Below are 26535 nucleotides of genomic sequence, written 5' to 3' on the forward strand. Positions count from 1 at the left end.
TTTTCCCAGATTAGTGGAAAGATAGATTGATTGAGGCATTTTGTTAACATTATTTTGTCTACAATCAGCAAATATCTTCAATGCACAACCGTAGACACAAGTGAGGGAGGGGCACGAAATGGGGAACGACTATCTACATGGGCTGGATCGGGCACACCTGGTACATCCAGTGGTCTCCTGGAGCTCGCACGAGCAACAAGGCGCCACGATTCTCGAATCCGGTAGTGGCGCCTACCTACGCGATAGCGAGGGGCGTCAGTATCTCGACGGTTTTTCGGGGCTGTGGTGTGTCAACATCGGTTACGGTCACGACAGTGTCGTCGAGGCGGCCACCCGGCAGATGCGACAACTGCCATATGCCACCGGCTATTTCCACTATTCCAGCGAGCCATCCATCCGCTTTGCCGAGGCCATCGCCCGACGTACCCCGGGCGATCTCGATCATGTCTACTTCACGCTCGGCGGATCGGATGCCATCGACAGTGCCGTACGCTTCATCCGCTATTACCACAATGTCACCGGCGCGCCTCAACGCAAACACTTCATCGCCCTGGAACGGGGATACCATGGCTCTTCCAGCACCGGCTCGGGACTGACCGCCCTACCGCTGTTCCATGATCATTTCGACGGTCCTTCAGCATTCCAGCACCACATTCCCTCTTACTACCCCTACCGCAACCCCGTTGGCCCAAGCGAGGAAGCCATCATCGCGGAGTCGGTGAGAGCACTGCGGGCAACTGTCGAACGTCTTGGCGCGGAGAACGTGGCAGCCTTCTTCTGCGAGCCCATCCAGGGCTCGGGTGGCATCATCGTCCCGCCACGCGGCTGGCTGAAGGCAATGCACCAGGTATGCCGCGAGTACGGCATCCTGCTGGTGGTGGATGAAGTGATAACCGGCTTCGGCCGTACTGGCCCGCTCTTCGCCCTGGAGGAAGAAGGTGTGGTGCCCGATCTCATGACCATGGCCAAAGGCCTGACTTCCGGCTATGCCCCATTGGGGGCCGTGGTGCTCAGCGAGAGGGTTTACCGGGGCATCGCCGACAACGCTCCAGCAGGCAAGCCCGTGGGACACGGTTTCACCTACTCCGGTCACCCGGTGAGCTGTGCGGTAGGCCTGGAAGTGCTGAGACTCTACGAAGAAGGCGGCCTGCTGGCCAACGGTCAGCGGGTGGGCGACTACTTCCAGCAGCGCCTGGCCGAACTGGTGGAGCACCCCTTGGTGGGCGAATCCCGCGGCCGGGGGCTGCTGGGTGCCGTGGAACTGGTCACCGACAAGACGCGCAAGACCAAATTCGACTCGTCTCTACGACTGCCTGATCGGCTCCTCACCCTGGGCCGGGAGCGCGGACTGATCTTCCGGGCCTTCGCCGACGACATCATCGGCTTCGCGCCACCGTTGTGCTGCTCCCACGCAGATATCGACCTGCTCATCGAGCGTCTGTCCTCGACCCTGGATGCCGTTTTGGAGAAACCGGACGTTCGAGCCGCGCTCAGGCAGCCTGTCTCTGGAAAGAGATCGGTCCAAGCCTCTTGACCTTCCCATCATGGGAAGGTCTAGATTGCTAATCATTGCAATCGCGGCACACCAGAGGAGCCTGGACCATGCCAACCGACGAGATAAGCAAGTTGGAATCGACCAAGGGGCATGCCCCTGCCAGCGGTAACTCATATTCGCTGGGAATCGAGGGCATGAGCTGCGCCTCGTGCGTGGGCCGGGTCGAGAAAGCGATTCGCGGTGTGGCAGGGGTCACCGATGCCTCCGTCAACCTGGCCACCCAACGGGCCCAGGTAGTGTTTGCCGCTGACAAGGAGGATGTCGCCAGTGTCGTGCAGGCAGTGGAGGCCGCCGGCTACCCTGCTGTCACCGATACCATCGAGCTGACGGTCAAGGGCATGAGCTGCGCCTCCTGCGTGGGCCGTGTGGAACGCAAGCTTGCCAGTGTGCCCGGAGTGCTCGACGCCAACGTCAACCTCGCCACCGCGACGGCAACCGTGAAAGTGGCGGCCGAGGCCGTGACCTCCCAACGCCTGATCGAGGCAGTGAAAGCCGCGGGTTACGAGGCCGAAGCCGTCGGCGATACGCCCGACCGCAGCGACCGGGAGCGCGAGGCCCGCGAACAGGAGATCGCCGAGTTGAAGCGCGCGGTCACCATTGCCGGCATATTCACCCTGCCCCTCTTCGTGCTGGACATGGGCTCGCATTTCATTCCCGGGCTCCATCACTGGCTGCAGATGAGCGTGGGTCAGCAGAACCTGTTCTACCTGTTCTTTGCCCTGGCCTCGGTCGTGCAATTCGGCCCCGGGCTGCGTTTCTATCAGAAAGGCTGGCCCGCGCTAATGCGTGGCGGCCCGGACATGAACTCGCTGGTGATGCTGGGCACCAGCGCCGCCTGGGGCTATTCGGTGGTCGCCACCTTCACCCCCCAGGTATTGCCGGCCGGCACGGTGAACGTCTACTTCGAGGCCTCGGCCGTGATCATCACGCTGATTCTCGTCGGCCGTTACTTCGAAGCGATCGCCAAAGGGCGCACCAGCGAAGCCATCAAGGCGCTGATACAGCTTCAGGCCAAGACGGCCCGCGTAGTCCGCGACGGCCAGGAAATGGAGATTGGCATCGATGAAGTACGCCAGGGCGATATCGTGCTGGTTCGCCCCGGCGACAAGATTCCCGTGGACGGCACGGTCGTCGAAGGCAGTTCCTTCGTGGACGAATCGATGATCACCGGCGAACCCGTGCCGGTACGTAAGGAGGCCGGCGCGGAAGTGGTGGGGGGTACCATCAACAAGGTGGGCAGCTTCACCTTCGAGGCCACCAAGATCGGCGCCGATACCCTTCTTGCCCAGATCGTGCGCATGGTCGAACAGGCGCAAGGCTCGAAGCTGCCCATCCAGGCCATGGTGGACAAGGTCACCAACTACTTCGTGCCAGCGGTGATCGCCGCAGCCCTGGTCACGGTCGGCGTCTGGCTGATCTTCGGTCCCGCCCCCGCGCTGACCTTCGCCCTGGTCAACGGCGTGGCCGTACTGATCATTGCCTGCCCCTGCGCCATGGGCCTGGCCACGCCCACCTCGATCATGGTGGGTACCGGCAAGGCGGCGAAGATGGGCGTGCTGTTCCGCAAGGGCGAAGCCTTGCAGTCACTGCGGGATACCAAGGTGATCGCGCTGGACAAGACCGGCACCCTGACCAAGGGCCGGCCAGAGCTCACCGACCTGGTCGTGGCCAAGAGCTTCGACGAAGCGGAAACCCTGCATCTGGTGGCGTCCGTCGAGCGCCAGTCGGAACATCCTATCGCCGAGGCCATCGTCAACGCAGCCAAGGCACGCGGCATGGAACCAGCCACGGTGCAAAGCTTCGAGGCCATTCCCGGCTTCGGTGTCACGGCACAGGTGGATGACCATCGCGTGGAAGTCGGTGCCGACCGCTACATGCGCAAGTTGGGCCTGGACGTAGAGGTATTCGCCAAGATCGCACATCGCCTCTCCGACGAAGGCAAGTCACCGCTCTATGCCGCCATCGATGGCCAGCTGGCCGCCATCATTGCCGTTGCCGATCCGATCAAGGAGTCCACGCCTGCGGCCATTCGCGCACTGCACGAGGAAGGTCTGCAGGTGGCGATGATCACCGGTGACAACCAGCGTACAGCCAAGGCCATCGCCCGCCGTCTGGGGATCGACAAGGTCGTGGCCGAAGTGCTGCCCGACGGCAAGGTGGATGCGGTGAAAAGCCTCCAGAGTGAAGGCGACCGAGTGGCCTTCGTGGGCGACGGCATCAACGACGCCCCTGCCCTGGCGCAGGCCGACGTGGGCATCGCCATCGGTACCGGCACCGACATTGCCATCGAATCCGCCGAAGTGGTGTTGATGTCCGGCGACCTGCGCAATGTGCCCAACGCCATCATGCTGTCGCGGGCCACCATTCGAAACATCAAGCAGAACCTGTTCTGGGCCTTTGCCTACAACACCGTGTTGATCCCGGTGGCCGCCGGCGCACTGTTCCCCGCCTTCGGGATCCTGCTCTCGCCGATCTTCGCCGCCGTGGCCATGGCCGCCTCGAGCATCTGCGTGCTCACCAATGCCCTGCGCCTCAAGGGCTTCCGACCGCCGATCGCGATCGAAGCCAACGACGCCGCGGCGCCGAGCCGCCCGGTCTCGCAAGCCGCATGAATGCCTGAATGACAACGCGCCTCCTGCCTGCAAGACGGGAGGCGCAAAAACGACGTTCGGAGAACAACAAAATGAGCCATGACGTTCAGATCACCACAGCAGGCAAGACCGTCACCGTGAAGGACGGCGACACCATCCTCGATGCCGCCATGATGGCAGGTATCAGCTACCCCCATAGCTGCCGCGCCGGTCGTTGCGGCGCGTGCAAGTCGCGGCTGGTGGAGGGTGAAGTCGAGTTGCTCCCTCACACACGCTTCTCCCTGACCGACGAGGAGCGTGACGCCGGGCTGGTGCTTGCCTGCCGCGCCATGCCGCTCAGCGACTGCACCATTTCCTGGCTGCGCGATGACGAAGCGCTCGCCACTGCTCACCCAGTGCGTAAAGTGAGCTGCACTGTCGTGGAGCTCGATGACCTCACCCACGACATCAAACAGGTCCGACTGCGCGTGGAAAACGGTGAGCCTTTCTCCTTCACGGCCGGCCAATATGCCCAGGTGACCTTTCCGGGTTGTCCGACCCGCGAGTACTCCATGGCCAACCATCCGGACGAGCCCGTCCTCGAGTTCCACGTGCGTCATGTACCGGGCGGTGCCACCAGTGCGCATGTGGCCCACGAGCTGGCGGTGGGAGACACGGTGGAAGTGGAAGGCCCGTTCGGCACCTCGTATCTGCGTGAACGTCATGCCGGCCCCATCGTGGCGGTGGCTGGCGGCTCCGGCCTGGCACCAGTGAAATCCATCCTCGAAGCAGCGCTTGCTGCCGGCATGCGCCAGCCCATCCACCTGTACTTCGGCGCCCGCGACGAGCGCGATGTTTACCTGGAGCCCCATCTCCAGAGCCTCATCGAGCGCCACGACAACCTGAAAACCCATATCGTGCTTTCCGAGCCCAATGGCCCCACCGAGCGCAAAACCGGCCTGGTCACCGAGGTCATGGCCGCCAACTGGGACAAGGTGACCGGCTGCCGAGCCTACCTGGCCGGCCCGCCACCCATGGTGGAAGCGGCCACCGAACTGTTACTGGCGCGAGGCGTGCCAGTGGACAACATCCACGCAGACGCCTTCTACACCTCGGCCGACCGCGATGCCACGGAAACGGAAGCCCCAGCGCCCCAGAGCAATGTCGAGAAAGGCTGTTCGTGCTGCCACACGACGTCTTCGTAACACCACCATCAGAAACAGATGAGTCATGGGGCCCTGCCCCATGGCCTTTATCCCGTGGTGACAGACAACTTGGATGACCGCAGCCACTATGCCGAATGCGCCGTGCGGAACGGCAGGTATTCGATCCTAGACCGCCTCTCCCCTATGGCATAAGCCGCGTGTCTTATTGACACCCCACGTGGCCAGCTTGACCCATCTTTCCATACCCACGACCTGGCCTGCTCCTGGCGAGTCTCGGAAGTACTGAAGCTCGGCATCGTCGGCTTGAACGAAGATTTGATGGTGAAAACTTCCAGCCAATATGACTCGCCGTGGGTTGTGCCAGAAAAGGCCATCAATACGGAGTTTTATGCTTTCACCACCACCGATTAGGCATCATCTGCCTAGCCATGGATGATCTAATCACCCATCGCGAAGTGTCATAACCACCCAGCAGCCCCATCACCTTATATAAGGATAATAAAATGAGCGTATTTAGACCCAAATACATCACCTTCGACTGCTATGGCACCCTGACCAATTTCCAATTAGGCAAGATGACACGCGAGATCTTCGCCGACAGGATCCCCGAACCCGAGCGCATGGATCGCTTCGTAAGTGACTTCAGCGCCTATCGCTATGACGAAGTGCTTGGTGACTGGAAGCCCTATGTCGAGGTCCTCAAGTCGGCCCTCGTGCGTACCTGCAAGCGCTGGGGCATTGAATACGACGACGCCGAAGGCCAGAGCTATTACGACGCCGTACCTACCTGGGGGCCACACCCCGACGTCATCGAAGGCCTGTCGAAAATTGCCGGAAAGATCCCCTTGGTCATCTATTCCAACGCCATGAACGAGCAGATCGACTCCAACGTGGCCAAGCTCGAAGTACCATTTCACAAGGTCTTCACCGCCGAAACCTTCAAGGCCTACAAGCCACGCCTGGCGGCCTTCGAGGCCATGATCGACACCCTCGACTGCGCCCCCGAGGAACTGTTGCACGTCTCCTCGAGCTTCCGCTACGACCTGATTCCGGCACATTTAATGGGCATCAAGAACAAGGCGTTCGTGGCCCGCAATCACGAACCTTACTGCCAGGGCTACGGTGCCACCGAGATTCGCGATATCCGCGAGCTGCCGGCACTGGTCGGCCTCTGAGCCCGGAATGTTGCCCGAGGCACAACGATTCAACGGCAATGCCTCGGATAGCGAAAAAGGGAGGGAATAGCTCCTATTCAGGAGCACTGGCATTGAGGACATGCCCCGGAGCTGGGATCGTCCGGCGTAGATAACTACTTGCCTAGCACGCTGCTCAATGTACCAGCCCTATAAGAAATTCAAACATCTGCTAGCTAGAGGAAGCGTCATGACCAATAAAAAAAATCCCCCCAACATTCTGAGCGAGTCCGAGCAGAGTGCCCGGATCCATGAGGCCATGCGACGTGGAATGTCGCGACGCGATGCCTTGAAGACATTCGGCGTCGCGGGCCTGTTCGCTGCCAGCACCGGCGGACTGCTCGGCAGCAGCCTTGGCTATGCCAGTGAAGGCACCAGTGGGACACCCAAGCGCGGCGGACGTATCCGCGTCGCAGCGCATGCCGCCTCGACCTCCGATACGCTCGACCCGGCCAAGGGATCGACCGCAATCGACTACGCCCGTCATGAGATGTTCTACAACGGCTTGACCGAGTTCGACGAGCGACTCATACCGCAGCCATCGCTGGCCGAGCATTTCGTAACCAGTGACGGCGGCACGACTTGGCTATTCACCTTACGCCGTGGGGTGACCTTCCACGATGGCAAACCGCTGAGTGCTGCCGACGTGGTGTTCTCCATCGCCCGCCACAAGGATCCAGACACCGGTTCCAAGGCGATGTCTCTCGCCACGCAGATCGCCGACGTCAAGGCATTGGGCAGCCAACAGGTGCAGATTACCCTCAATTCGCCCAACATCGAACTGCCGGCGATTCTCGCCGTGTCGCACATGAAGATCGTGCCGGAGGGGACCGTCGACTTCTCCAAGGGAATCGGCACCGGTCCCTTCCGTTGCCAGGAGTTCAGCCCGGGGGTGCGCTCGATAGGCGTACGCAACGACAACTACTGGCGGGAAGGACGTCCCTATCTCGACGAGATCGAGATGGTCGGCATCAGCGACGAGCCGTCACGGGTCAATGCGCTGCTCTCTGGCGATGTACAACTTATCAATGCAGTCTACGGCCGCTCCGCGGAGCGCATCGAACTCTCCACTGGTCATGCGGTCAAGTCGGTCAATTCAGGCAACTATACCGACCTGGTGATGCGTGTCGATCAGGAGCCGACCAGCCGACCGGCGTTCGTGGAAGCCATGAAGTACCTCTTCGACCGCGAACAGATCAAATGGGCGGTGTTTCGCAATTACGCCGAAATCGCCAATGATCACCCGATCGCACCAAGCAATCCCTACTTCTTCGCCGATCTTCCGCAACGCCCCTACGACCCGGATCGTGCCCGCCATCTGCTCAAGCAGGCTGGCGTAGAGGGCGCCCGACTGCCGGTCGTAGCTTCCCCGGCGGCCGATGGCTCCGAGGATATAGCGGTGTTGCTCCAGCAGTCGGCACAACAGGCGGGCCTGAATCTGACGATCAACAGGGTGCCTTCCGATGGCTACTGGTCCAACCACTGGATGAAGCATCCGCTTGGTTTCGGCAATATCAATCCGCGTCCGACCGCCAATATCCTGCTCTCGCAGTTCTTCCAGTCCAGCGCACCGTGGAACGAATCGGGCTGGAAGAACGAACAGTTCGACCAACTGCTGACACTCTCCCGTGCGGAACCCGACCAAGCGGTACGGAAGCAGATGTATGCCGACATGCAGACCCTGATCCACGAGCACTGCGGTATCGGCATTCCTGTGTTCATCAACACTATCGATGGCCGCGACAAGCGACTCAAAGGCTACGACCGGACCATCCCGCTCGGTGGCTTCATGGGCTACACGTTCGCCGAGCACGTCTGGTGGGACGACGCTTGACCCTATCCGCGTGACGCTCGCGGGAGTCTCCCATTAGGATTTGCGGCCCGTCTCTTCGACGGGCTGCCGTCCTCGTACACAGAGTCGGAATCAGGTCATGAACAACTCCATCTTCAAGATAGTGCTCGGTCGGCTGTCGTCGGGGGTATCGACCCTGCTGATCGTCTCACTGGTGATTTTCGCGATCACCGCGCTACTGCCCGGCGACGCCGCGCAGCAGATCCTTGGCCAGTTCGCCACCCCCGAACAGGTCGCCGCACTACGCATCCAGCTCGGCCTCGATCAACCCGCACCGCTGCGTTACCTGAGTTGGCTGGGTGGTCTGCTGAGCGGCGATCTCGGCCAGTCGGTGAGCAATGCCATGCCGGTCAGCGAATTGATGGCGGGGCGCCTGCCCAATTCGCTGCTGTTGGCCGGCATCACCACTGTAATCGCGGTGCCAATCGCCCTACTGCTCGGCATCGCGTCGGCAATGTGCCGCGACCGCTTGCTCGATCGGATACTCAACGTCTGCACCCTCTCCATGGTAGCGGTGCCCGAGTTCCTGGTCGCCACTCTGGCAGTGCTGATCTTTGCCGTGCACCTCGGCTGGTTGCCGGCACTCTCCTATGTCTCGACCGTGGAAGGAGTCGGCGACTTCATCCGTATCTACGCGATGCCGGTGCTGACGCTGTGTGCCGTGCTGGTGGCACAGATGGCACGTATGACCCGTGCAGCCATCATCAACCAACTCGATAGCCCCTACATCGAGATGGCCCGGCTCAAGGGCATCGGCCCATTGCGGCGGGTACTGAACCACGCATTACCCAATGCGCTGGGGCCGATCGCCAACGCGGTGGCCCTGAGCCTCTCCTATCTGCTCGGGGGCGTGATCATCGTCGAGACGATCTTCAACTATCCGGGAATCGCCGGTCTGATGGTCGATGCCGTTGCCAACCGCGACCTGGCTCTCGTACAGGCCTGCGCCATGCTGTTCTGTGCCGCCTACCTGGTGCTGGTGCTTATCGCCGACCTCTGCGCCATTCTCTCCAACCCGAGGCTGAGACACCAATGAATAACTCCCTACTGGATTCACGGCGCCCGTCGTCAGAGCCGGAATCACGGGTTTCGGCCCCGCAGCGGCATGCCAAGCCGTTCAACCTGACACGCTGGGTCGGCGCAACGCTGGTCATCTTCTGGCTGTTGGTGGCAATTTTCGGCCCCATGCTGGCGCCCCATCCGGTCGGCGCCCTGGTCGCCGACAAGATATATTCCGGCGCCAGTGCCGCGTTCCCGCTGGGTACCGATTATCTCGGCCGCGACATGCTCAGCCGAATTCTCACCGGTGCTCGCTATACCGTGGGGTTGGCACTGATCGCGGCGCTACTCTCCAGCCTGATCGGAGCGAGCCTCGGCATGCTGGCGGCACTCGCGCCACGTTGGCTCGATGAATCGGTGAGTCGACTCAATGACGCGCTGATCTCGATCCCCAGCAAGATGCTGGCGCTGGTGATGGTGTCCGCCTTTGGCGCTTCGATCCCACTGCTGATCCTGACCGCGGTGATCAGCTATGCACCCGGCGCTTTCCGCATCTCCCGCAGCCTCGCCGCCAACATCGCGACGTTGGAATACGTGCAAGTTGCCCGTACCCGCGGCGAGGGCAAGCTCTACATTGCCGCCGTCGAGGTATTGCCCAACATGTTCCATCCGGTGCTCACCGACATGGGTATGCGCTTCGTGTTCATCGTGCTGCTGCTCAGCGGCATGAGCTTCCTCGGCCTCGGCGTACAGCCACCGATGGCCGACCTGGGCTCACTGGTACGGGAAAATATCGGTGGCCTGAGCCAAGGGGCGCTGGCGGTGATCGGTCCGGCACTCGCGATCGGCACTCTGACCATTGGAGCCAATCTGTTGATCGACAGCCTCTCCGCGAACCGCGGACAACAGGGAGAGTAACGACATGCTTGGAGAAAGCCTTGAAGTACGCGACTTGTGCGTTACCGCGATAACACCGGATGGCGATGAGATCGAAATCGTCAAGCAGGTGGGTTTTTCCATTGCCCAGGGAGAGGTACTGGCGCTGATCGGCGAGTCCGGCTCGGGCAAGACCACCATCGCGCTTTCGCTGCTGGGCTATGCCCGACGCGGCTGTCGTATTGCCGGTGGCAGTATACGGCTGGGCGATAGCAGCATTCTTGATCTGCCACCTGCGGCCCTGCGGAATTTGCGCGGTCATCGGGTTGCCTATATCGCACAAAGCGCCGCCGCTTCGTTCAATCCCTCTAAACGCTTGATGGATCAAGTGATCGAGGGAGCCTTGCGGCATGGGGTGATGTCTCGCCGTGAAGCGGAAGCGAAGGCGGTCGAACTGTTCCGCGAGCTCGCCCTGCCCGATCCCGAAGGGATAGGTTCACGCTATCCGCATCAGGTTTCCGGCGGGCAATTACAGCGCCTGATGGCCGCCATGGCCCTGATTACCGACCCGGCACTGGTCATCCTCGACGAGCCCACCACCGCGCTTGACGTGACCACCCAGATTGAGGTGTTGCGTGCCTTCAAGCGGGTGGTACGAGAGCGTGGTACCACGGCCATCTACGTGTCCCACGACCTCGCCGTCGTGGCTCAGATGGCTGACCGGGTGCTGGTGCTCAATGGCGGTGAGACCCAGGAGCAAGGCGAGATCGAGCAGATCCTCGACCGCCCCAACCATCCCTATACCAAGAGCTTGCTCGAAGCGGCACGCCCCGAGCAGCAACTCTCACCGCCGCCGCTTGAAAGGGGTGACGAGTTGCTGAGAATCGACGACTTGCAGGTCGGTTACGGCACCCGTGACGCTCAGGGAATCCCCGCCAAGGTGGTACTCGACGACATCATGCTGCGCCTCGAGAGCGGTCAGGCACTGGGGGTGATCGGCGAATCGGGTTCCGGCAAGTCGACCCTGGCCATGGCCGTTGCCGGCCTGGCCGCCCACTCCCGGGGGGAAGTCGTGTTCAACGGTCAGGCGCTCTCAGCCACGCTACGCGGGCGGACTCCCGATCAGTTTCGCCGCATTCAGATGGTCTTCCAGAGCGCCGACAATGCGCTCAATCCCGCGCATAGCATCGAACGGATTCTGACCCGTCCCTTGCGCACTTACTTCAAACTCGACGCAGAAGAGCGCCGTCGTCGGGTACGCGAGCTGATGGATCTGGTGAAATTGCCACACTCGCTGCTCAGCCGCCGTCCCGGGGAACTTTCCGGTGGCCAGAAACAGCGCGTCAACCTCGCGCGGGCGCTGGCGGCGAAGCCCGACCTGTTGCTCTGCGATGAAGTCACCTCGGCGCTCGACACGGTGGTCGGTGCGGCGATCCTGGAGTTGTTGGTCGAGCTCAGGAGCAAACTCGGCGTTTCGTTGCTGTTCATCAGCCACGACATTTCGACGGTGCGCGCGTTATGTGACGACGTGATGGTGCTCTACAAGGGAGACTGTGTGGAGAGCGGCTCCTGCGCGTCGGTGATCTCCTCACCCCAACATCCCTACACCCAGAGGCTGATCGGCTCGGTACCAGAGCTGCGGCGTGGCTGGCTGGAATCACAGCCAAGTTTCGCTTCGCTCGAGCAAGATTGCGTAGCATAGCGACCGTTCCGTGCACGTTCGTGATAAGGCGCTGCGTAAGACGCGGGAATGATCCCCCCTTATCCCGATAGCAGCGATACCCTGATAGATGACGATCAGGGTATCGTCGTAGCACTACGCGCCTTGGGAACTCGATTCGGCAGCCAATCGGCTAAACGTCTCGCCCTTCGCCGCCACGCTGTCGACGATGACTTGCCCGAGCCCTCGCGAGCATGGCTCTATACGTGCCTCGACGTGGTAAACCTCGCGCAAGAGAGCGGAAGTGATCACCTCGGATGAAGGACCGCAGGTGATCAGTTGGCCGTTGGCAATGACCATGGCCTGATCGGCGAAGCGTAGCGCGTGATTGAGGTCATGCAGGGCGATCAGGACCACCATGTCGCGCAGGCAGGCAAGGCTGCGCATATGGGTCAGCACTTCCATTTGCCGCGATAGGTCGAGCGCCGATGTCGGCTCGTCCATCAGCAGGATATCCGGTTCTCTTACAAGCGACTGCGCCAGGCTTACGAGCTGCCTCTGGCCACCGGACAGCTCGCCAATGTTCTTGAAGGCGATAGCCGATATGCCGAGCGCGTCCATGGTCTCGTCGATGTGCTTGAGATCATCGTCACCAACGGACCAGGACGAGCCTTGCTTGCGCGCGAGCAGGATCGATTCGTAGACGGTAAGCACCGAGTTGGCCGAGGTGTCCTGCGGCATGTAGCAGACGGCATCTCGCTCCTGCTTCACCCCTTCGACATGCACCTGCCCCGGCCCTTGCAGCAGTCCGGCGATGCGCTTGAAGAGCGTCGACTTGCCCGCCGCATTGGGGCCGATCACGGCCACTACCTCGCCGCCCGTAAAGGCCGGTGTCGTCACGCCCTGAACCTGGAGTTTCCTGCCGTAAAACGCGCCAAGGTCGTCGAGCCGAAGGGTTACCATGAGCGCCTCGTATTGGAGAGGATAAGGGAGATGAAGAAGGGAATGCCGATGAGCGATGTGACGACACCGATCGGAAAGATGGTTCCGGGCACGAGGGCCTTGCTGAGCACGGAGCTGGCGGAAAGGATAAGTGCCCCGGACAGCGCGGAGGCTGGCAGGAAAAAGCGCTGATCCTCACCAATCAGCATGCGGGCGATATGAGGCCCCACGAGTCCGATAAAACCGATCGTGCCGACGAAGGCCACGGGTATAGCAGCCAGCAGACTCACCATCATCAGCGTTTCCAAGCGCAGTCGCGTAACCTTTACGCCGAAGCTTGCCGCCTTGTCCTCACCCAGCCTGAGCGCCGTCAGCGCCCAGGCGCGTCGTGCAAAGATGGGCAATACGACGAGCAGAGCAATCGTGGTGATGGCAAGCTTCGGCCAGGTCGCCTTGGTAAGGCTTCCCATCGTCCAGAAGACGACCGCGGCCAGGGCCTGCGAGGAAGCGAGGAACTGGACGAGCGCCAGCAGGGCATTGAAAGTGAATACCAACGCGATGCCGAGCAGCACGATGGTCTCGACCGTCACGCCACGCTTGATGCTTAGCAGATGGATGAGAAACGCCGCCAGCATGGCCATGATGAAGGCGTTTATCGGCACTACGTAGGCGATTGCCGCGGGAATGATGGCCACACCGAAGGCCAGCGCCAAGGCCGCACCGAAACTCGCGGCAGCCGAAATGCCAAGCGTGAACGGGCTGGCGAGCGGGTTGTTGAGGATGGTCTGCATCTGTGCGCCCGCCACGCTGAGCGCCGCGCCGACGACCACGGCCATCAGCGCCACCGGCATGCGGATTTCCCACACCACGACGCGCACCTGCTGGCTCACACTGTCGGGAACGAGCAGCGCCCGCACGACCTCGTCGAGGCCATAACGGGCGGGACCGAGAGCGAGATCGACACACAGGCTGAAGATCAGCGCCAAGCCGAGCCCCAGCAGAATCAGTTGCCGCCGTCTGACCAGGGCGCGGTAGCGACTGCGTTCCACGCCTGTGGCCGATCCGGCGCTAGCCATGGGCTCACTCATCGGTTAGCGAGACCCAATAGCCGGGCCGGTAGCTGACCGGGAGGAACCTTTCGTGCAGTTCGCGGAAGGTCGCCTCGGGATCGAGATCGGTGAAGAGCTCGGGATGCAGCCACTTCGCCATCTGCTGGATGGCAACGAACTGATAGGGACTGTTGTAGAACTGGTGCCAGATGGCGTGCATCTGCCCCGTCTCGACGGCCGCCACACCGGTCATCGCCGGCCGTTCGGTCAGCGCTTCGAGCTTGCGCAGCGCTTCTCCCTCGTCGCGGTCAGGACCGACGCCGACCCAGTTGCCGCCGGGTACATAAGCTTCCCAATAACCGCCGGTGACAATGATCTGGTCCGGGTTGGAGGCGATGATCTGCTCGGGGTTGAGCGTACCGAAGGTGCCGGGAATGATGTCCTTGGCAATGTTCTCCCCGCCGGCCATTTCGACGAACTTGCCGAAATTATCGTCGCCGAAGGTCATGCAGCAATCGTCCGAATAGCCCCCGGCGCGATCGATGAAGACGCTGGGACGCTCCGGATCCGCCTCTTCGATGACATCGGTGACACGACGGATCTGGGCAGCGCGCCAAGCGGAGAACTCTTCGGCCCTTTCCTCTTCACCAAACAGTTGGCCGAAAAGACGCATGCTCGGCTCGGTATTGGTGAAGGGATGCTCCCGAAAGTCGACATAGACCACGGGAATGTCGACGGCGGCGAGCTTCTCGATATATCGGGCGTCTTCCGTCGCCTGCTTCGACTCGATGTTCATGATCACCACATCGGGATCGAGGGCAACCGCCTGCTCCACGTCGAAGGTGCCGTCCTTGAAGCCACCGAAGGTCGGAATCTCCGCCATCTGTGGAAATTGCTCGAGATAGATGGCGTAGTTGTCGGGATCGGCCTGGCTAAAATCCTCACGCCAACCGACCACGCGTTCAAAGGGGTTGGCCGTGTCGAGCGCAGCCACGAGATAGATCTGCCGCCCTTCCCCCAGAATGACCCGTTGCACTGGAACATTCACCTCGACCTGTCGGCCAGCGACATCGGTCACCGTGACGGTCTCTGCCTGCGCGTGAAGAGTCGGAGACAAGACAGCAAGAAAGACGATTGCGGCACATGCCGCAAGCTTGCGGAGATTCATGGCGGTCTCACGTGTAATTGGGAAATGCGCGGAACTTTACCCTGAATGCGACACATTCTCAAGCAAAAAAGATGGAAGATGGAAGATGTTGTGTAGTATATGGGGTTCTTCCAGACGCGAAGCGTCGATCTTCAACCTTCTTTCTTTTCCCTATGCTTGCCAATATCCGCATTGTTCTCGTCCAGACCTTCCATCCCGGCAATATCGGGCAAACCGCTCGGGCCATGAAGACCATGGGGTTGACCGACCTGGTGCTGGTCAACCCTCGTTGCTTTCCGGATGACGAGGCGACACGGTTGGCCGCCGGGGCCGAGGACGTCGTCGACGCGGCGCGGGTAGTGGACTCGCTGAGCGATGCCATTGGCGATTGCGTACAGGTGGTGGGCGCCAGTGCCCGGCTAAGAAGTATGCCGTTACCGCACTACGACGAACCGGAAGAGATGGCTCGGGAACTGGTGGAAAATGCCGCTACGGATCGGGTGGCATTGGTGTTCGGTCGCGAACGCTTCGGACTTACCAATGACGAGATCCAACACTGTAGCCACCAGGTCAGCATTCCCGCCAACCCCGACTATGGCATTCTCAACCTTTCACAGGCGGTGCAAGTGCTGGCTTACGAGGTGTTTCGCGCCTGGCGGCATAGTCCCGGCAGCGACTTCATCCAGCAACGGCCACCGCACGACCGCCCGCCGACACGTGAACAGCTTCGTCATTTCCATGACCACCTGTCCCGGGTGATGCAGGCCAGCGGCTTTCTGACCCAACCACATGCCCGCACGGAAGCCCAGCTCCAGGCGCTGTTCGCCCGCGCCCAACCCAGCCGCAAGGAGCTGTCGCTGCTGCGTGGCTTCCTCAGTTCGGTCGAGCCGGAAGATACGGAGAGCTAAATGGTGGTGTTTGTAGGAGCGACCGTGGTCGCGATAGCTTTGGCCAACACCGCCAGAATCACCGCATTCATGCTCTTCTACCGCCAACTTTGATGTGTAAGGCCACAAAGGGCGGCGATTTTACCAGAATGTGATAGCGATGTCGGGATGACCAACCAATCGTTGACTCCTGAAGTACGTTCTCGGGTTCGTCATTTTTTTGTCATCCGTCTACGCTATAAAAGTTCGTGCTCGGGTTCGGCGCCTTCCTGGCGTTATCCCGATGCAAGACAAGGGATACTGTCGTTCAGAGCGTCACGGAAGCGAGGGTACAAGGAGTGCCATAAGGAGTGACGGGAGTCACGGTATCGGGAAGGATGCCCCAGGGAGGGCATGAATGTCGCCACGGAGCCTTTGCTCCGTGGCGCTTTTATATCTCCACTAGATAGCAGTCAACCAGTCACGGAAGCCCGTCAGATCATCACCCAGTTCCGCTCGTGTCACGCGGCGATAGAGATGCTGCAACCGTGCGGTCACCGAATCCTGGTCGATGGTTTCCCCTGCCCTACCGATACGCCGCCCATCGAGTTCACGCAGCGGCAGGATTTCGGCGGCGGTACCGGTCAGGAACGCCTCGTCGGCGGTGTAGAGCTCGTCGCGGGTGATGCGTCGTTCATGCACTTGCAGCCCCAGCACCTCGCGTGCCAAGCGAATCACGCTGTCACGGGTGATACCCTGCAGGCAGGAGGTGACCTCGGGAGTGTGCAACACACCGTCGCGCAGCAGAAAGACGTTGGCTGACGATGCCTCGGCGACATAGCCTTCCGGGTCGAGCATCAGGGTTTCGTCGAAACCGGCCTTGATGGCGGTATTCAAGGCCAGCATCGAATTGACATAGTGTCCGTTGGTCTTGGCCCGGCACAGACTGATGTTGACGTGATGCCGCGCCCAGGACGAGGTCAAGGCACGCAACCCCTGCCGGGCGGCACTTGCCGAGATGTAATCGCCAAGATCCCAGGCCGCGATCATCACGTTGGTGGTCAATCCCGTGGCACGCAGTCCCATACTCTCGGCACCGAAATACACTGTCGGCTTGAGGTAGGCATTGGTCAGGTCGTTGCGCCGCAAGCATTCTCGCTGGGCATCGATGAGTCGTTCGGCCGACCAGGCAAGCGGCATGTCCAGGGCATGGGCACTATCGAGCAAGCGACGAGTATGCTCGGCGACCCGGAACAGGTGGGCGCCGTTTGGACCCTCGTAGGAACGCACACCTTCGAAACACCCCATGCCGTAGTGCAGGGTGTGAGTCAGCATATGGGTCTTGGCCTCGCGCCATGGCAACCAATCGCCATTGTTCCACAACCAGCCTTCGCGTTCGCAGAGTGGCGTCATCCAGGGTCCTCTCGAGTGAACTCGTCAATGGGCAAAGCGACCGGGACGGAAGGGTTCCAGCGACACGGCCGGCGTTTCCCCGTCGATCAGTTGCGCGACCAACTGCGCACTGCCGGCGGATAGCGTCCAGCCGAAGGTGCCGTGGCCGGTATTGAGATAGAGATTGTTGCGCTTGCCTTCACCTATCACCGGCGGGCCATCCGGGGTCATGGGTCGAAAACCGGTCCACGATTCGGCGGCGTCGAGATCCGCAGCCCCAGGAAAGCGGGATTCGATGGCGCGGCGGATCGTCGCCAAGCGACTGCCGGGAATGCGCCGATCCATATCCGCCAGTTCGACGAAGCCGGTGGCCCGGAGCCGGGAGCCAAGGCGCGTCGATACCACTTTGTAGCGATCGTCGATGACCGTGGAGCGAGGCGCCCGTTCGGGATCGAGCAGTGGCGCCGTGAGCGAATAGCCCTTGACCGGGTAGATCGGCAATTTGGCACCGAACAGCTCACCCAGACGCCGCGACTGGGTACCGGCACACAGTACGAAGGCGTCGGAAGCGATGCACTCGGGAACGTCCGCACCATCGTCACTGGGCTTGAGCCGTAGCGCCCGGATATGGCCCTTGTCGCGTTCGGCACCGACGACCTGGGCGCCATATTGAAAGCATACGCCACGTGCCTCGCAGGTTCGGGCCAGGGCCTGGGTAAAGCGATAGCAGTCGCCCGTGCCATCGCCGGGCAGCCACAGAGAACCGACGAGAGGACCATGCTCAGCAAGCGCCGGCTCGCGTTCCAGGGTCGCCGCGGCATCCAGCGACTCGTATTCGATTCCCAGTTCGTTGAGCAGCCCCGCATTGACCTGCAGGGCCTTGGCACTCTGCGCATCGCTAGCCAACTCCATCAAGCCGCGATGGCCACTATCGAAATCCAGCGACAATTCGTCTTCCAGCGCCTGGAAGCATTGGCGGCTATAGCTGCCCAGACGCAACATGGCGCGTTTGTTGGCATCGAATAGCCCCGGCGTCTGGGCGAAGCGCCAGGTCGCGATCAGAAATCGCAGCGTGTCCGCCGTCGGTGGCAGATGCATCTTCAATGGCGCGTCCTGCTGCAGCAGCCAGGGCAGCGCCTTCTTGATCATTGCCGGCGATGCCCAAGGATAGACATAGCCATAACTGCGTTGTCCGGCATTGGCGCGGCTGGTTTCCATGCCAGCTGCATCCAGACGCTCAATGACGGTAACCTGGTGTCCCCGCTGGCACAGGGCATAGGCCGTGGTCACCCCAACCACCCCGGCACCGATCACTGCGATATGCATGGCATGGCACCCCACTTCTTCACCCAGCCATCGATCAGCACTCGCTGAAACGGCTGCAGCTCTTGATACCCCCAGGCAGCGATTTCTTCATTCTGTGGATCGGGCACACCAACATCACTCCCTGCCAGGGCGGCGATCACTGCATGGCCGCACAACGGTACGTAGCCTTCTGAATATCCTCCCTCGTGGATCATCACCAGTCGACCATCGCAGCATCGCTGCGCCAGCACCTTGAGCTGACTGGTCATCTCGGCGAAGGCGGCGCTGTTGAGCAACATCTTGCCTAATGGATCCTTGGCGCAGGCATCGTAGCCACAGGCCACCACGATCAACTCCGGCGCAAAGGCCTCGATGGCGGGAAGCACCAGACGCCGCATGGCATAGCGGTAGGCGCCGATCCCACTACCCGGAGGTAGCGGCAGGTTGAGGTTGGCCCCTAGCCCTTCCCCCGCGCCACGTTCCTCAAAGAAACCACTATCCTGCGGGTAGTTGCCCGCCTGGTGCATCGAAACCGTCAGCACGTCGGGCTCGGTATAGAAAGCGTCCTGCTGGCCATTGCCGTGATGCACGTCCCAGTCGAGGATCGCCACCCGCCGTACCAGACCCTGGGCACGCGCCTGCATCACCGCAACAGGAATATTGCCCAGCAGGCAGAAGCCGCGCCCACGATCGGCCTCGGCATGGTGACCGGGCGGGCGGCACAGCGCATAGGCATTGGTCATTTCACCGTTAGCCACGGCGTCGACGGCGGCAATGGCCAGCCCCACTGACTGCTTGGCGGCAGTCAGGCTACCCGCGGTATAGGGTGCGCAGTCACCGCCATCGCCGATACCCAAACGGCTGCCGGCTTCCAACGCGTCGAGATAGCGCGGGGTGTGGAAGCGCTCCAGCGACTCACGGCTGGCGGGGCCGGCTTTGCGCACATCCAGTTCGTCGATCAGCCCCGAGACCTCGAGCAGGTTCTTCAGGCGCCGCTTGCTTTCCGGACTCTCCGAGGCCGACTGCGGCTGCAGGAACTCGCCGGGGGCCGCAAACACGCCGATGGCCCCTGGATCGTGCCAGAAGCAGCGTTCATGCCAGAAAAACCCGGTGGTTTTTCCTTCCCGTGCGCTCATCACCGTCCCTCGAACCGCTCCCATACCTCGATGGCGGCAGCCAGGTCCTCGAGCGACGTGCCCACCGACTTGAACACGGTGATCGCCTCCGGGCCGCTGCGCCCCGGTTTGTCGCCGCGCATCAACTCCGCCAGTTCGGCACGAATCTTGTCGAAGGCAAAGCGCCCCTCGTCGATGGCCTGCAGAATGTCACCCGCCTCGCCCTTGGCCCCAGCATAGGTGTCGACAAACACCTCGCCGCGCTCGAAACAGACGGCATCGGTTTCGCGCATGGTGGGGCGAAACGCCCCGACCAGGTCCAAATGGGTTCCGGGCTTGAGCCAGTCACCACGAATCAGTGGCTCGCTGGAAAGCGTAGCGCAACTGACGATATCTGACTCGGCGGTCGCCGCCTCCAGGTCACTGACCGCTGCGCAATCGAAGCGGTCGGCATAGACGGTCGCCAGGTTGGCGGCCTTGGCCTGATTGCGTCCCCAGACACGTACCCGCTTGATCGGGCGCACCGCGGCATGGGCCTCGATCAGCACCGGGGCCAGCTTGCCGGTACCCACCACCAACAGGCTTTCGGCATCGTCACGGGACAACTCCCGGGATGCCAATGCCGAGGCTGCGGCAGTACGGCGTCGAGTCAGCTCGCTTCCCTCCAGGCAGGCCAGCGGACGTCCGTGCTCGCCCTCGCTGAGCAGGTAGACACCCGAGATCGCTGGCAGCCCATGCTCGGCATTCTGCGGGAAGACATTGACCATCTTCACACCGATATAGCCACGCGCCTCCCAGGCCGGCATCAATAGCATGGTCGCCTCACCATCATGACGCTGCATGCTGTGGTGATGGCGCGGCGGCGCTTCCACACCATCGCGAAAGGCGCGTCCCAGGCGCTCGACCAGCGCGGTCCACGACAAGGCGGCGGCGACTTGCTCGGCACCGATCATGTGAACGCCCTGCATGCTCATGTCTCACTCCCATTTTCGGTCAATGACCTTCAGTCATTTGGTAGGAGCGGCGAAATCCTTCGAGGAAAGCCGCCAGATTGTGACCCAGGCTGTCGGTGGGGTAGCCCCCTTCCTGTACCAGCACCACGGGTATCGATAGTTGCCCCAGACGCTCGCCGACACGAGTGAAATCCTCGGTCTCCAGGGTCAGACCCGCCAAGGGATCGTCCTTGTGGGCGTCCAGTCCCAGCGCCACCACCACCGCACTGGGATCGAAATCGGCAAGCCGCTCGAGCAATGTTTCGAGCGCCGTCATGAATTCCGCTCCACCGCTGCCCAGTGGCAAAGGCAGATTGACGTTGGTGCCCAATCCCTGGCCGATGCCATGCTCGTCCGCCCCACCCCAGAAGAAGGGATAGAATTCAGAGGGATCGGCGTGCAACGAACCGGTCCACACGTCACCGCGAGCATAGAAGATGTCCTGGGTGCCATTGCCGTGGTGCAGATCCACATCGACGATGGCGACCCGTTCGTGTTCTTCGCGCAGCACCGTGGCAGCGAGTGCCGAATTGTTCAGGAAACAGAAGCCGCCGGCACGATCCGGTCCGGCATGGTGTCCTGGCGGGCGACACAATGCGTAAGCCACGTTCTCTCCATTCAACACCGCCTGGGCAGCAGCCTGAGCCGTCGCCGCACTGGCCAGGATGCCAGTAAAGCTGTCGGCGCCGATCGGGCAGGCCATGTCGTGCAGGTGCCAGCCGGCCTGTCCGACTGGATGTGTCGGATAATGGTGACCACCGCCACAGGGATGCACATTGGGCGCCACCAGCTCGGCAGCTCCCGGCAACTGGCGCCAGCGCGAGTGGATAGTCTCGAGGAAGGTCAGGTAACGCGGTGTATGGAAGCGCGCCAGGCGTTCACGCAATAAGGGAGTATCGAGCGTGGCTGGAGCACGCAGCTCGAGCCCCATTCCGCGAATGGCATCACGCAGGCGCTCGGCGCGCTCCGGACGTTCCGGAGACGGTACCGGCACCCCTTTCAACAGGAAGGTAGCCGGGGCGTGTGCATTCTGGGAATCGCTATAGAACAGTTGCATGGGAATGGGCTCCTTCCATCCTAGTGAAGCAGCGACGGAATCCAGGTCGACAATATCGGAAACGCTGCCAGCAACACGATCACGGCAATGAACGACAGATAGAACGGCAGCGACGCTAGGATCGCGCGTTCATAGGGCACCTCGGCGATGCGCGCCGCCGTCATCAGCGTCATCCCCACTGGTGGTGTGACATTGGAAATGTTCAGCACCACGATCATCAGGATGGCGAAGTGCAAGGGATCGAAACCGAGCTGGATCATCGCCGGCACGATCACCGGTGCCACCACCACCAGAGCCGGCAGTACGTCCATCACCGTGCCGATGATGATCAGTAGCAGGCACACCAGCATCAGTTGGACGAAGGCGGCATCGCTGAACGTCGTGATGATCGAGGCCGCATCGCGGGCGATCCCCGAGCGGGTGACGAACCAACCCAGCACCGCCGACGTCGCCAACAGGAAGAACACTACGCCCGAGAAACGCACCGTGACCACTAGCGCATTCCAGATCTTGGCCAGTGTCAGGTTGCGGTAGAAGAACACGCCGATGAGCAAGGCGTAGACCGCCGCGAAACCGGATGCCTCGGTGATGGTGGTCAGGCCGGACAGGATGCCGCCGAGGATGATCAGTGGTACGACCATCGCCGGCAAGGCCACCAGGAAGGACACGATCGCCACCTTGAAGGGAATCGGTGCCTGCTTGGGATAGCTGCGACGCCAGGCGATGACCATGCTGGTGACCAACAGCGCCGCCGCCAACAGAATGCCCGGCACGATCCCCCCGGCGAACAGATCGATCACCGATATGTCGCGCAAGAGACTGGCGTAGACAACCATCACCACGCTCGGAGGAATGATTGGACCGATGATCGACGAGCAAGCAGTGATGGCGGCGGCATATTCAGCATCGTAGCCCTGTTTCTTCATCTCGGGAATCATGATCTTGCCGATCGCCACGGTATCGGTGATCGCCGCCCCGGTAAGCCCGGCAAAGAATACCGACACGGTGACGTTAACGTGCGACAGCGCACCGCGAACCCGGCCGAACAGGGCGTTATTGAAGTCGATCAGTTTCTGCGTCAATCCCCCCTGATTCATCAACTCCGCGGTGAAGATGAAATACGGCACCGCAATCAACAGAAATCCCGACACCCCCGAGAACATGCGGTCGGCGATGATCCCCAGCATGCGCTCGCCACCGAGGGCGAAACCGCCTGCCAGGCCCGACATGGCCATGACCACGGCCACCGGCGCGCCAATCAACAGCAGCACCATGAAGACGACGATCGCCGATGTCATGAACGCTCCTCCGCCTCGGTAGACTCGATCAACTCGTCAATGAGTGCTTGATCGTCAATGAAGTGCTCCAACAGCGCGAAGCCATGCACGAGATGCAGCAGGATGATCACGCCGCTGACCGGCACCACGATGGCTGTGACGCGATTGGACAACTGGATGTTGTCCGAGATCATGTACAGCTGGGTGGCGTTGAGGAAAAAGCCCCAGCCATACCAGACCAGCAAGATCGCGAACAGAGCGATGACGGCCAGGCAGGCAGCGGCCGCGACCTTGATCAGTGGCCTGGGAAGGCTCCTGACCAGCAGCGTCATGGCGACATGCTCGCCGTAACGCAGGGAAATGGTCATGGAAAGGAAACCGATCCACGGCAGAAAGATGCGCGCCAGGGAATAGGTCCAGCTGAGGGCACTACCGGTCATCAGCTTGTAGAGAAAACCAGTGAAGGAAATGCCCAGCATGGCCAGGATACAGGCCACGGAGAGCACGATGGCTACCTGATTGATGCCATCGCTCAGGCGACGCAGAGGAGCAAGAAGCGACATGACGAGATACCGGAAAAGGTCCTGTAATACCTCGGCGACACGCCATCCTTCCTGACGTATCGCCGAAATCGTGCCGTTGGCAAGACAGGCTTACTTACTGGCCGTAACGCTGGAAGTCCTGCTCGGCGACCTCCTCACCGATGCGCTCGACCTCTGCCAACATGGCCTCGACACGCTCCGCATCCATGCCGAAATCGTTGACGATCCATTCCTTCCAGGCCGGACGAGCGATTTCCGCCATCCGCTCCCGCTCCCCTTCAGGCATGATGTAGCACTCACTGAAGCGCTCGCAGGACTCTTCCCAGCTCGCCGTGGCCAAGGCACCGGACATGCCGTGACTCATGGCGATAGCTTCCCGAGCCGAGGTCACGATGGCGCGTTGATGCGATTCCGGGAGCTCCTGGTACCAGGACTCGCTGACCACCCAGGGGGCGCTGTTGTAGACGTGCCCGGTCAGGGTGGTGTAGTCGGTCACGGCATCGAAGTTGAAGGTGGTATTGAGCACCGGCGCATTGAACTGGCCATCGGCGAGCCCGGTTTCCAGCGCAGTGATTAACTCACCCCAGGGCAAGGGGGTGGCCGACGCCCCCAGCGAACGCATGATCGCCACATGCGCGGGGTTTTCCTCGGTACGGATGTTGAGCCCTTCCAGATCCTCCACGGTGCGGATCAAGCGCTCGTTGTTGGTGAAAGCGACGAAGCCGCCACCATCGTCGAAGGTGCCGAGATAGCGCATGTTGGCCTCATCGATGGTGCCGGACATGAAATCGGCGAACCATTCGCCATCGAAGAACGACCAGGCCTGACGCCAGTTGTTGAACAGGAAGGGAGCCGTGACAAGCTGGTAGTCATCGTAGAAGGACGACATCGCCCCCGCCGACATGATGGTCGACTGCAACGTGCGACCACCCTGTACTTCGGAACCGTTCTCGACCTCGGAACCCAGCTGGCCGCCACCGAAGATGGTGACCTCGAGATCGCCATCGGTACGAGTTTCGACCAGGTTCTTGAAATGCACCAGCGCCGGGTAGATCTCGTTGTTGCTCATGCTTTCCGGCAGCTGGGTGGCAATGACCATCTCGTAGGACTGAGCCTGGACGTGGGTAGTGGCAAGCGCCAGCGGCAAGGCCGCCAATGCTAGCGTGTTGGGCAAAACCGATTTCATTCTCATGCCCCCTTCCTTTATTTGTTTTGGGACCGCAGAGACAACTTACACCCACTGCTATCAGCCTATGACGCTAGTCTTGAGGCTGCTTGCCCGCAACTACGAAAGATTTGCCCCAGACTCAGCCCTGTGTCGTAACCGGGGTACGCAACGGGGCGCGCGCCGGTTCAGTTCAAGGCACGGCGCTCCGCTGTGGGGGGAACCTCGAAGCGACGCCGATAGGCTCGCGAGAAACTGCCCTGATCACGAAAGCCGACCAGCGAGGCAACCTGGCTCAACGCCAGACCGGTGTGGAGGACCATGGAACGTGCATGGTCGAGGCGGCGTCGTTGCACGTATCCCAATGGGGTCATGCCCGTGGCATCGCGAAAGCAGGCGTGGAAATGGCCAGGACTCAGCGCACATAGGCTGGCCAGGGATTCGACACGGATGTCATCAGCCAGGTGCGCATCGATATGGGCATCGATACGCGACAGATCGAGACGTTCTCGGCTTCGCCAGCCAGCCCGAGGATCGACGATATCGGCTGGCAGCCGTTCATCGTGGAGCTCCAGATAGATCGCCCGCAAAATCAAGGCGGCGATTTCACTTTGCAGTTCGGGATAATCTTCGACCTGCTTCATCAATGTGTCGGCGAGCCTGTGCAACTTTGGCGTCACCGTGAAGAAGCGCGGCCGGGCGAACAATCGGTCGACTTCATCGACACAGGAAAGTGCCGACAGGCTGGCCAACGGCACATCGAGCACCAAGGTACGGTTGAGACCGTCCCCTTGGTACTCGTGATGATAGGTGGTGGGAATCAGGCAGCCCCGTTCGCCGGTCACGACTTCACCACGCCCTTCGATACTGAGCTCAGTGCTGCCCGATGTCGCCAGGATCAGTTGGTGAAAGCCATGCTCATGGGAAATATACTGACGGCTCAGGGTGCAGGCACGTAGATGGAAGAATGACATGGCGCAGGCGGTTCCCGTGTCATCATGACCTCTCCACCTTACGCCAGCCGGCTCTCGATGCCAATCGGCGACTCAGCAGCGCCCCTGCATCCTCAGCCCCGGTGGGCAGAAACCCCGACGGCGATCGTCGTAATAGTAATACTCGTGATAGTCGTGGTAGCCGCGATGCCGATGACCGTGCCCCCCATCGATCTCGATCAATGGCTCGGTACGGATCTCAGCCGGGGTGAACCGTGCCGGCTTGTAGCTGCAGCCGGCCATCAACAACGCAGCGCCGAGCACGACCAGAGTGACTAGCTGCATGGAACCTTTCATGAATGAGTGCCTCGTGAGGATCATGGAAACAACTCCCGTCCCCTGCGTTCTTCATCGGTTGCCTTCTCATGTCCGTTCCAGAACGACGAGGCTCTCGCCACCGGGCAACTCGAACAGTGTTTTTTTACAGTATATCCGCTCGTTGGGGAAGCCCCCAGCCAACAATGCGCAAGAATTGCGCAACCTTGTACCTACATGTAAGAACCATCAAGGGCACGCGGTCGGCGTGCCCTTGATATCTGGTCACGATCGCTCGGCCTTCAGCAGTTGCCTTTCTTGGCCTGCCCGGGTGGACAGAAGCTGCCATCATGATGCCTACGGTCATCGTCGATCACGATCAGCGGCTCGGACTTGATGCGGGCGGGCTGGTAGCTGCAACCTGCGACAAGCAGTGCCGAAAGCAACACGATGGTCAGGGTGATCAAGGGCTTGTTCATGGAACGTCCATTTCCTCCAACAGTAAAAGGTGATAGGCATCATTCTAGCGAACGCAATGCCTGGACGAAAATGTCGCCGAATACCAACG

The 26535-nt window shown here is 61.2% G+C and carries 23 protein-coding genes; 9 read left to right on the forward strand and 14 right to left on the reverse strand.

The window, feature by feature from the left end; all coding sequences use genetic code 11:
* Positions 1-118: 118 nt before the first annotated feature.
* The 8 genes from IE093_RS15865 to IE093_RS15900 all read left to right on the forward strand — a co-directional run bounded on the left by IE093_RS15865 (position 119) and on the right by IE093_RS15900 (position 11913).
* Positions 119-1534 carry an aminotransferase class III-fold pyridoxal phosphate-dependent enzyme gene (locus tag IE093_RS15865; RefSeq protein ID WP_189470871.1) on the forward strand — a complete coding sequence of 472 codons (1416 nt, stop codon included), beginning with the start codon at positions 119-121 and terminating at the stop codon, positions 1532-1534.
* A 68-nt stretch (positions 1535-1602) separates the two neighbouring features.
* Positions 1603-4167, forward strand: a complete 2565-nt coding sequence (locus tag IE093_RS15870; RefSeq protein WP_268247406.1) for a heavy metal translocating P-type ATPase — start codon at positions 1603-1605, stop codon at positions 4165-4167.
* A 71-nt stretch (positions 4168-4238) separates the two neighbouring features.
* Complete coding sequence (locus IE093_RS15875; RefSeq protein WP_189470873.1) at positions 4239-5330, forward strand: NADH:ubiquinone reductase (Na(+)-transporting) subunit F; 1092 nt, start codon at positions 4239-4241, stop codon at positions 5328-5330.
* Positions 5331-5794: 464 nt separating this feature from the next.
* Positions 5795-6466, forward strand: a complete 672-nt coding sequence (locus IE093_RS15880) for a haloacid dehalogenase type II (protein WP_189470875.1) — start codon at positions 5795-5797, stop codon at positions 6464-6466.
* 208 nt (positions 6467-6674) lie between these two features.
* The gene (locus IE093_RS15885; RefSeq protein WP_189470876.1) at positions 6675-8318 is read left to right on the forward strand and encodes an ABC transporter substrate-binding protein; all 1644 of its coding nucleotides are present in this window, start codon (positions 6675-6677) and stop codon (positions 8316-8318) included.
* Between the two features lie 97 nt (positions 8319-8415).
* A complete protein-coding gene (locus IE093_RS15890) occupies positions 8416-9372 on the forward strand; it encodes an ABC transporter permease (protein WP_189470878.1) in 957 nt (318 codons plus the stop codon).
* Positions 9369-10253: an ABC transporter permease gene (locus IE093_RS15895; RefSeq protein ID WP_189470880.1), complete on the forward strand. Its 885-nt coding sequence runs from the start codon at positions 9369-9371 to the stop codon at positions 10251-10253. The genes IE093_RS15890 and IE093_RS15895 overlap by 4 nt, the downstream gene beginning before the upstream one ends.
* Before the next feature lie 4 nt (positions 10254-10257).
* Positions 10258-11913 (forward strand): ABC transporter ATP-binding protein, encoded by a 1656-nt coding sequence (locus IE093_RS15900; protein WP_189470882.1) that lies wholly within the window; start codon positions 10258-10260, stop codon positions 11911-11913.
* Positions 11914-12027: 114 nt separating this feature from the next.
* On the opposite strand, the gene IE093_RS15905 is transcribed toward IE093_RS15900, so the two are convergent.
* The 3 genes from IE093_RS15905 to IE093_RS15915 are packed head-to-tail and all read right to left on the reverse strand — an operon-like array spanning position 12028 to position 15030.
* Positions 12028-12834 carry an ABC transporter ATP-binding protein gene (locus tag IE093_RS15905; protein WP_189470884.1) on the reverse strand — a complete coding sequence of 269 codons (807 nt, stop codon included), beginning with the start codon at positions 12832-12834 and terminating at the stop codon, positions 12028-12030.
* Entirely contained in the window at positions 12828-13889 is a 1062-nt protein-coding gene (locus IE093_RS15910; RefSeq protein ID WP_189470886.1) for a FecCD family ABC transporter permease, read from the reverse strand. Before IE093_RS15910 ends, IE093_RS15905 begins: the two co-directional genes overlap by 7 nt.
* Before the next feature lie 4 nt (positions 13890-13893).
* Entirely contained in the window at positions 13894-15030 is a 1137-nt protein-coding gene (locus IE093_RS15915; protein WP_189470888.1) for an ABC transporter substrate-binding protein, read from the reverse strand.
* Between the two features lie 152 nt (positions 15031-15182).
* Between IE093_RS15915 and IE093_RS15920 the strand changes: the two genes are divergently transcribed.
* Complete coding sequence (locus tag IE093_RS15920; RefSeq protein WP_189470890.1) at positions 15183-15917, forward strand: RNA methyltransferase; 735 nt, start codon at positions 15183-15185, stop codon at positions 15915-15917.
* Positions 15918-16337: 420 nt separating this feature from the next.
* On the opposite strand, the gene IE093_RS15925 is transcribed toward IE093_RS15920, so the two are convergent.
* The 11 genes from IE093_RS15925 to IE093_RS15975 form a co-directional block, all read right to left on the reverse strand.
* Positions 16338-17288, reverse strand: a complete 951-nt coding sequence (locus IE093_RS15925; RefSeq protein ID WP_189470892.1) for a branched-chain amino acid transaminase — start codon at positions 17286-17288, stop codon at positions 16338-16340.
* A 24-nt stretch (positions 17289-17312) separates the two neighbouring features.
* Positions 17313-18593, reverse strand: a complete 1281-nt coding sequence (locus tag IE093_RS15930; RefSeq protein WP_189470894.1) for a D-amino acid dehydrogenase — start codon at positions 18591-18593, stop codon at positions 17313-17315.
* A complete protein-coding gene (locus IE093_RS15935; RefSeq protein WP_189470895.1) occupies positions 18578-19708 on the reverse strand; it encodes a class II histone deacetylase in 1131 nt (376 codons plus the stop codon). Before IE093_RS15935 ends, IE093_RS15930 begins: the two co-directional genes overlap by 16 nt.
* Positions 19708-20661, reverse strand: a complete 954-nt coding sequence (gene lhpI / locus IE093_RS15940; RefSeq protein ID WP_229803650.1) for a bifunctional Delta(1)-pyrroline-2-carboxylate/Delta(1)-piperideine-2-carboxylate reductase — start codon at positions 20659-20661, stop codon at positions 19708-19710. The genes IE093_RS15935 and lhpI overlap by 1 nt, the downstream gene beginning before the upstream one ends.
* 19 nt (positions 20662-20680) lie before the next feature.
* Positions 20681-21736 (reverse strand): histone deacetylase family protein, encoded by a 1056-nt coding sequence (locus IE093_RS15945; RefSeq protein WP_189470897.1) that lies wholly within the window; start codon positions 21734-21736, stop codon positions 20681-20683.
* A 20-nt stretch (positions 21737-21756) separates the two neighbouring features.
* Positions 21757-23034, reverse strand: a complete 1278-nt coding sequence (locus tag IE093_RS15950; protein WP_189470899.1) for a TRAP transporter large permease — start codon at positions 23032-23034, stop codon at positions 21757-21759.
* Positions 23031-23576, reverse strand: coding sequence for a TRAP transporter small permease (locus IE093_RS15955; protein WP_189470900.1), 546 nt, complete (start codon positions 23574-23576; stop codon positions 23031-23033). Before IE093_RS15955 ends, IE093_RS15950 begins: the two co-directional genes overlap by 4 nt.
* Before the next feature lie 94 nt (positions 23577-23670).
* On the reverse strand, positions 23671-24741 hold the full coding sequence (gene dctP, locus IE093_RS15960; RefSeq protein ID WP_422730990.1) for a TRAP transporter substrate-binding protein DctP: 1071 nt from the start codon (positions 24739-24741) through the stop codon (positions 23671-23673).
* 167 nt (positions 24742-24908) lie between these two features.
* The gene (locus IE093_RS15965; protein WP_189470904.1) at positions 24909-25694 is read right to left on the reverse strand and encodes an AraC family transcriptional regulator; all 786 of its coding nucleotides are present in this window, start codon (positions 25692-25694) and stop codon (positions 24909-24911) included.
* Between the two features lie 72 nt (positions 25695-25766).
* On the reverse strand, positions 25767-26009 hold the full coding sequence (locus IE093_RS15970; protein ID WP_189470906.1) for a hypothetical protein: 243 nt from the start codon (positions 26007-26009) through the stop codon (positions 25767-25769).
* Positions 26010-26269: 260 nt separating this feature from the next.
* Positions 26270-26446, reverse strand: coding sequence for a hypothetical protein (locus tag IE093_RS15975; protein ID WP_189470908.1), 177 nt, complete (start codon positions 26444-26446; stop codon positions 26270-26272).
* Between the last annotated feature and the right edge of the window lie 89 nt (positions 26447-26535).

Origin of the sequence: Litchfieldella qijiaojingensis, from assembly GCF_014651875.1 — a bacterium.
Taxonomy (GTDB): domain Bacteria; phylum Pseudomonadota; class Gammaproteobacteria; order Pseudomonadales; family Halomonadaceae; genus Litchfieldella; species Litchfieldella qijiaojingensis.

Bases quoted from the DNA above. Each gene is read 5' to 3' on its own strand.
- IE093_RS15900 (WP_189470882.1), top strand. From the start codon at position 10,258: ATGCTTGGAGAAAGCCTTGAAGTACGCGACTTGTGCGTTACCGCGATA.
- IE093_RS15910 (WP_189470886.1), bottom strand. From the start codon at position 13,889: ATGGCTAGCGCCGGATCGGCCACAGGCGTGGAACGCAGTCGCTACCGC.
- IE093_RS15975 (WP_189470908.1), bottom strand. From the start codon at position 26,446: ATGAACAAGCCCTTGATCACCCTGACCATCGTGTTGCTTTCGGCACTG.
- IE093_RS15875 (WP_189470873.1), top strand. From the start codon at position 4,239: ATGAGCCATGACGTTCAGATCACCACAGCAGGCAAGACCGTCACCGTG.
- IE093_RS15945 (WP_189470897.1), bottom strand. From the start codon at position 21,736: ATGCAACTGTTCTATAGCGATTCCCAGAATGCACACGCCCCGGCTACC.
- IE093_RS15935 (WP_189470895.1), bottom strand. From the start codon at position 19,708: ATGAGCGCACGGGAAGGAAAAACCACCGGGTTTTTCTGGCATGAACGC.
- IE093_RS15890 (WP_189470878.1), top strand. From the start codon at position 8,416: ATGAACAACTCCATCTTCAAGATAGTGCTCGGTCGGCTGTCGTCGGGG.
- lhpI (WP_229803650.1), bottom strand. From the start codon at position 20,661: ATGAGCATGCAGGGCGTTCACATGATCGGTGCCGAGCAAGTCGCCGCC.
- IE093_RS15970 (WP_189470906.1), bottom strand. From the start codon at position 26,009: ATGAAAGGTTCCATGCAGCTAGTCACTCTGGTCGTGCTCGGCGCTGCG.
- IE093_RS15870 (WP_268247406.1), top strand. From the start codon at position 1,603: ATGCCAACCGACGAGATAAGCAAGTTGGAATCGACCAAGGGGCATGCC.
- IE093_RS15955 (WP_189470900.1), bottom strand. From the start codon at position 23,576: ATGTCGCTTCTTGCTCCTCTGCGTCGCCTGAGCGATGGCATCAATCAG.
- IE093_RS15865 (WP_189470871.1), top strand. From the start codon at position 119: ATGGGGAACGACTATCTACATGGGCTGGATCGGGCACACCTGGTACAT.
- IE093_RS15905 (WP_189470884.1), bottom strand. From the start codon at position 12,834: ATGGTAACCCTTCGGCTCGACGACCTTGGCGCGTTTTACGGCAGGAAA.
- IE093_RS15930 (WP_189470894.1), bottom strand. From the start codon at position 18,593: ATGCATATCGCAGTGATCGGTGCCGGGGTGGTTGGGGTGACCACGGCC.
- IE093_RS15895 (WP_189470880.1), top strand. From the start codon at position 9,369: ATGAATAACTCCCTACTGGATTCACGGCGCCCGTCGTCAGAGCCGGAA.
- IE093_RS15925 (WP_189470892.1), bottom strand. From the start codon at position 17,288: ATGACGCCACTCTGCGAACGCGAAGGCTGGTTGTGGAACAATGGCGAT.
- IE093_RS15920 (WP_189470890.1), top strand. From the start codon at position 15,183: ATGCTTGCCAATATCCGCATTGTTCTCGTCCAGACCTTCCATCCCGGC.
- IE093_RS15880 (WP_189470875.1), top strand. From the start codon at position 5,795: ATGAGCGTATTTAGACCCAAATACATCACCTTCGACTGCTATGGCACC.
- IE093_RS15915 (WP_189470888.1), bottom strand. From the start codon at position 15,030: ATGAATCTCCGCAAGCTTGCGGCATGTGCCGCAATCGTCTTTCTTGCT.
- IE093_RS15965 (WP_189470904.1), bottom strand. From the start codon at position 25,694: ATGTCATTCTTCCATCTACGTGCCTGCACCCTGAGCCGTCAGTATATT.
- IE093_RS15950 (WP_189470899.1), bottom strand. From the start codon at position 23,034: ATGACATCGGCGATCGTCGTCTTCATGGTGCTGCTGTTGATTGGCGCG.
- dctP (WP_422730990.1), bottom strand. From the start codon at position 24,741: ATGAAATCGGTTTTGCCCAACACGCTAGCATTGGCGGCCTTGCCGCTG.
- IE093_RS15885 (WP_189470876.1), top strand. From the start codon at position 6,675: ATGACCAATAAAAAAAATCCCCCCAACATTCTGAGCGAGTCCGAGCAG.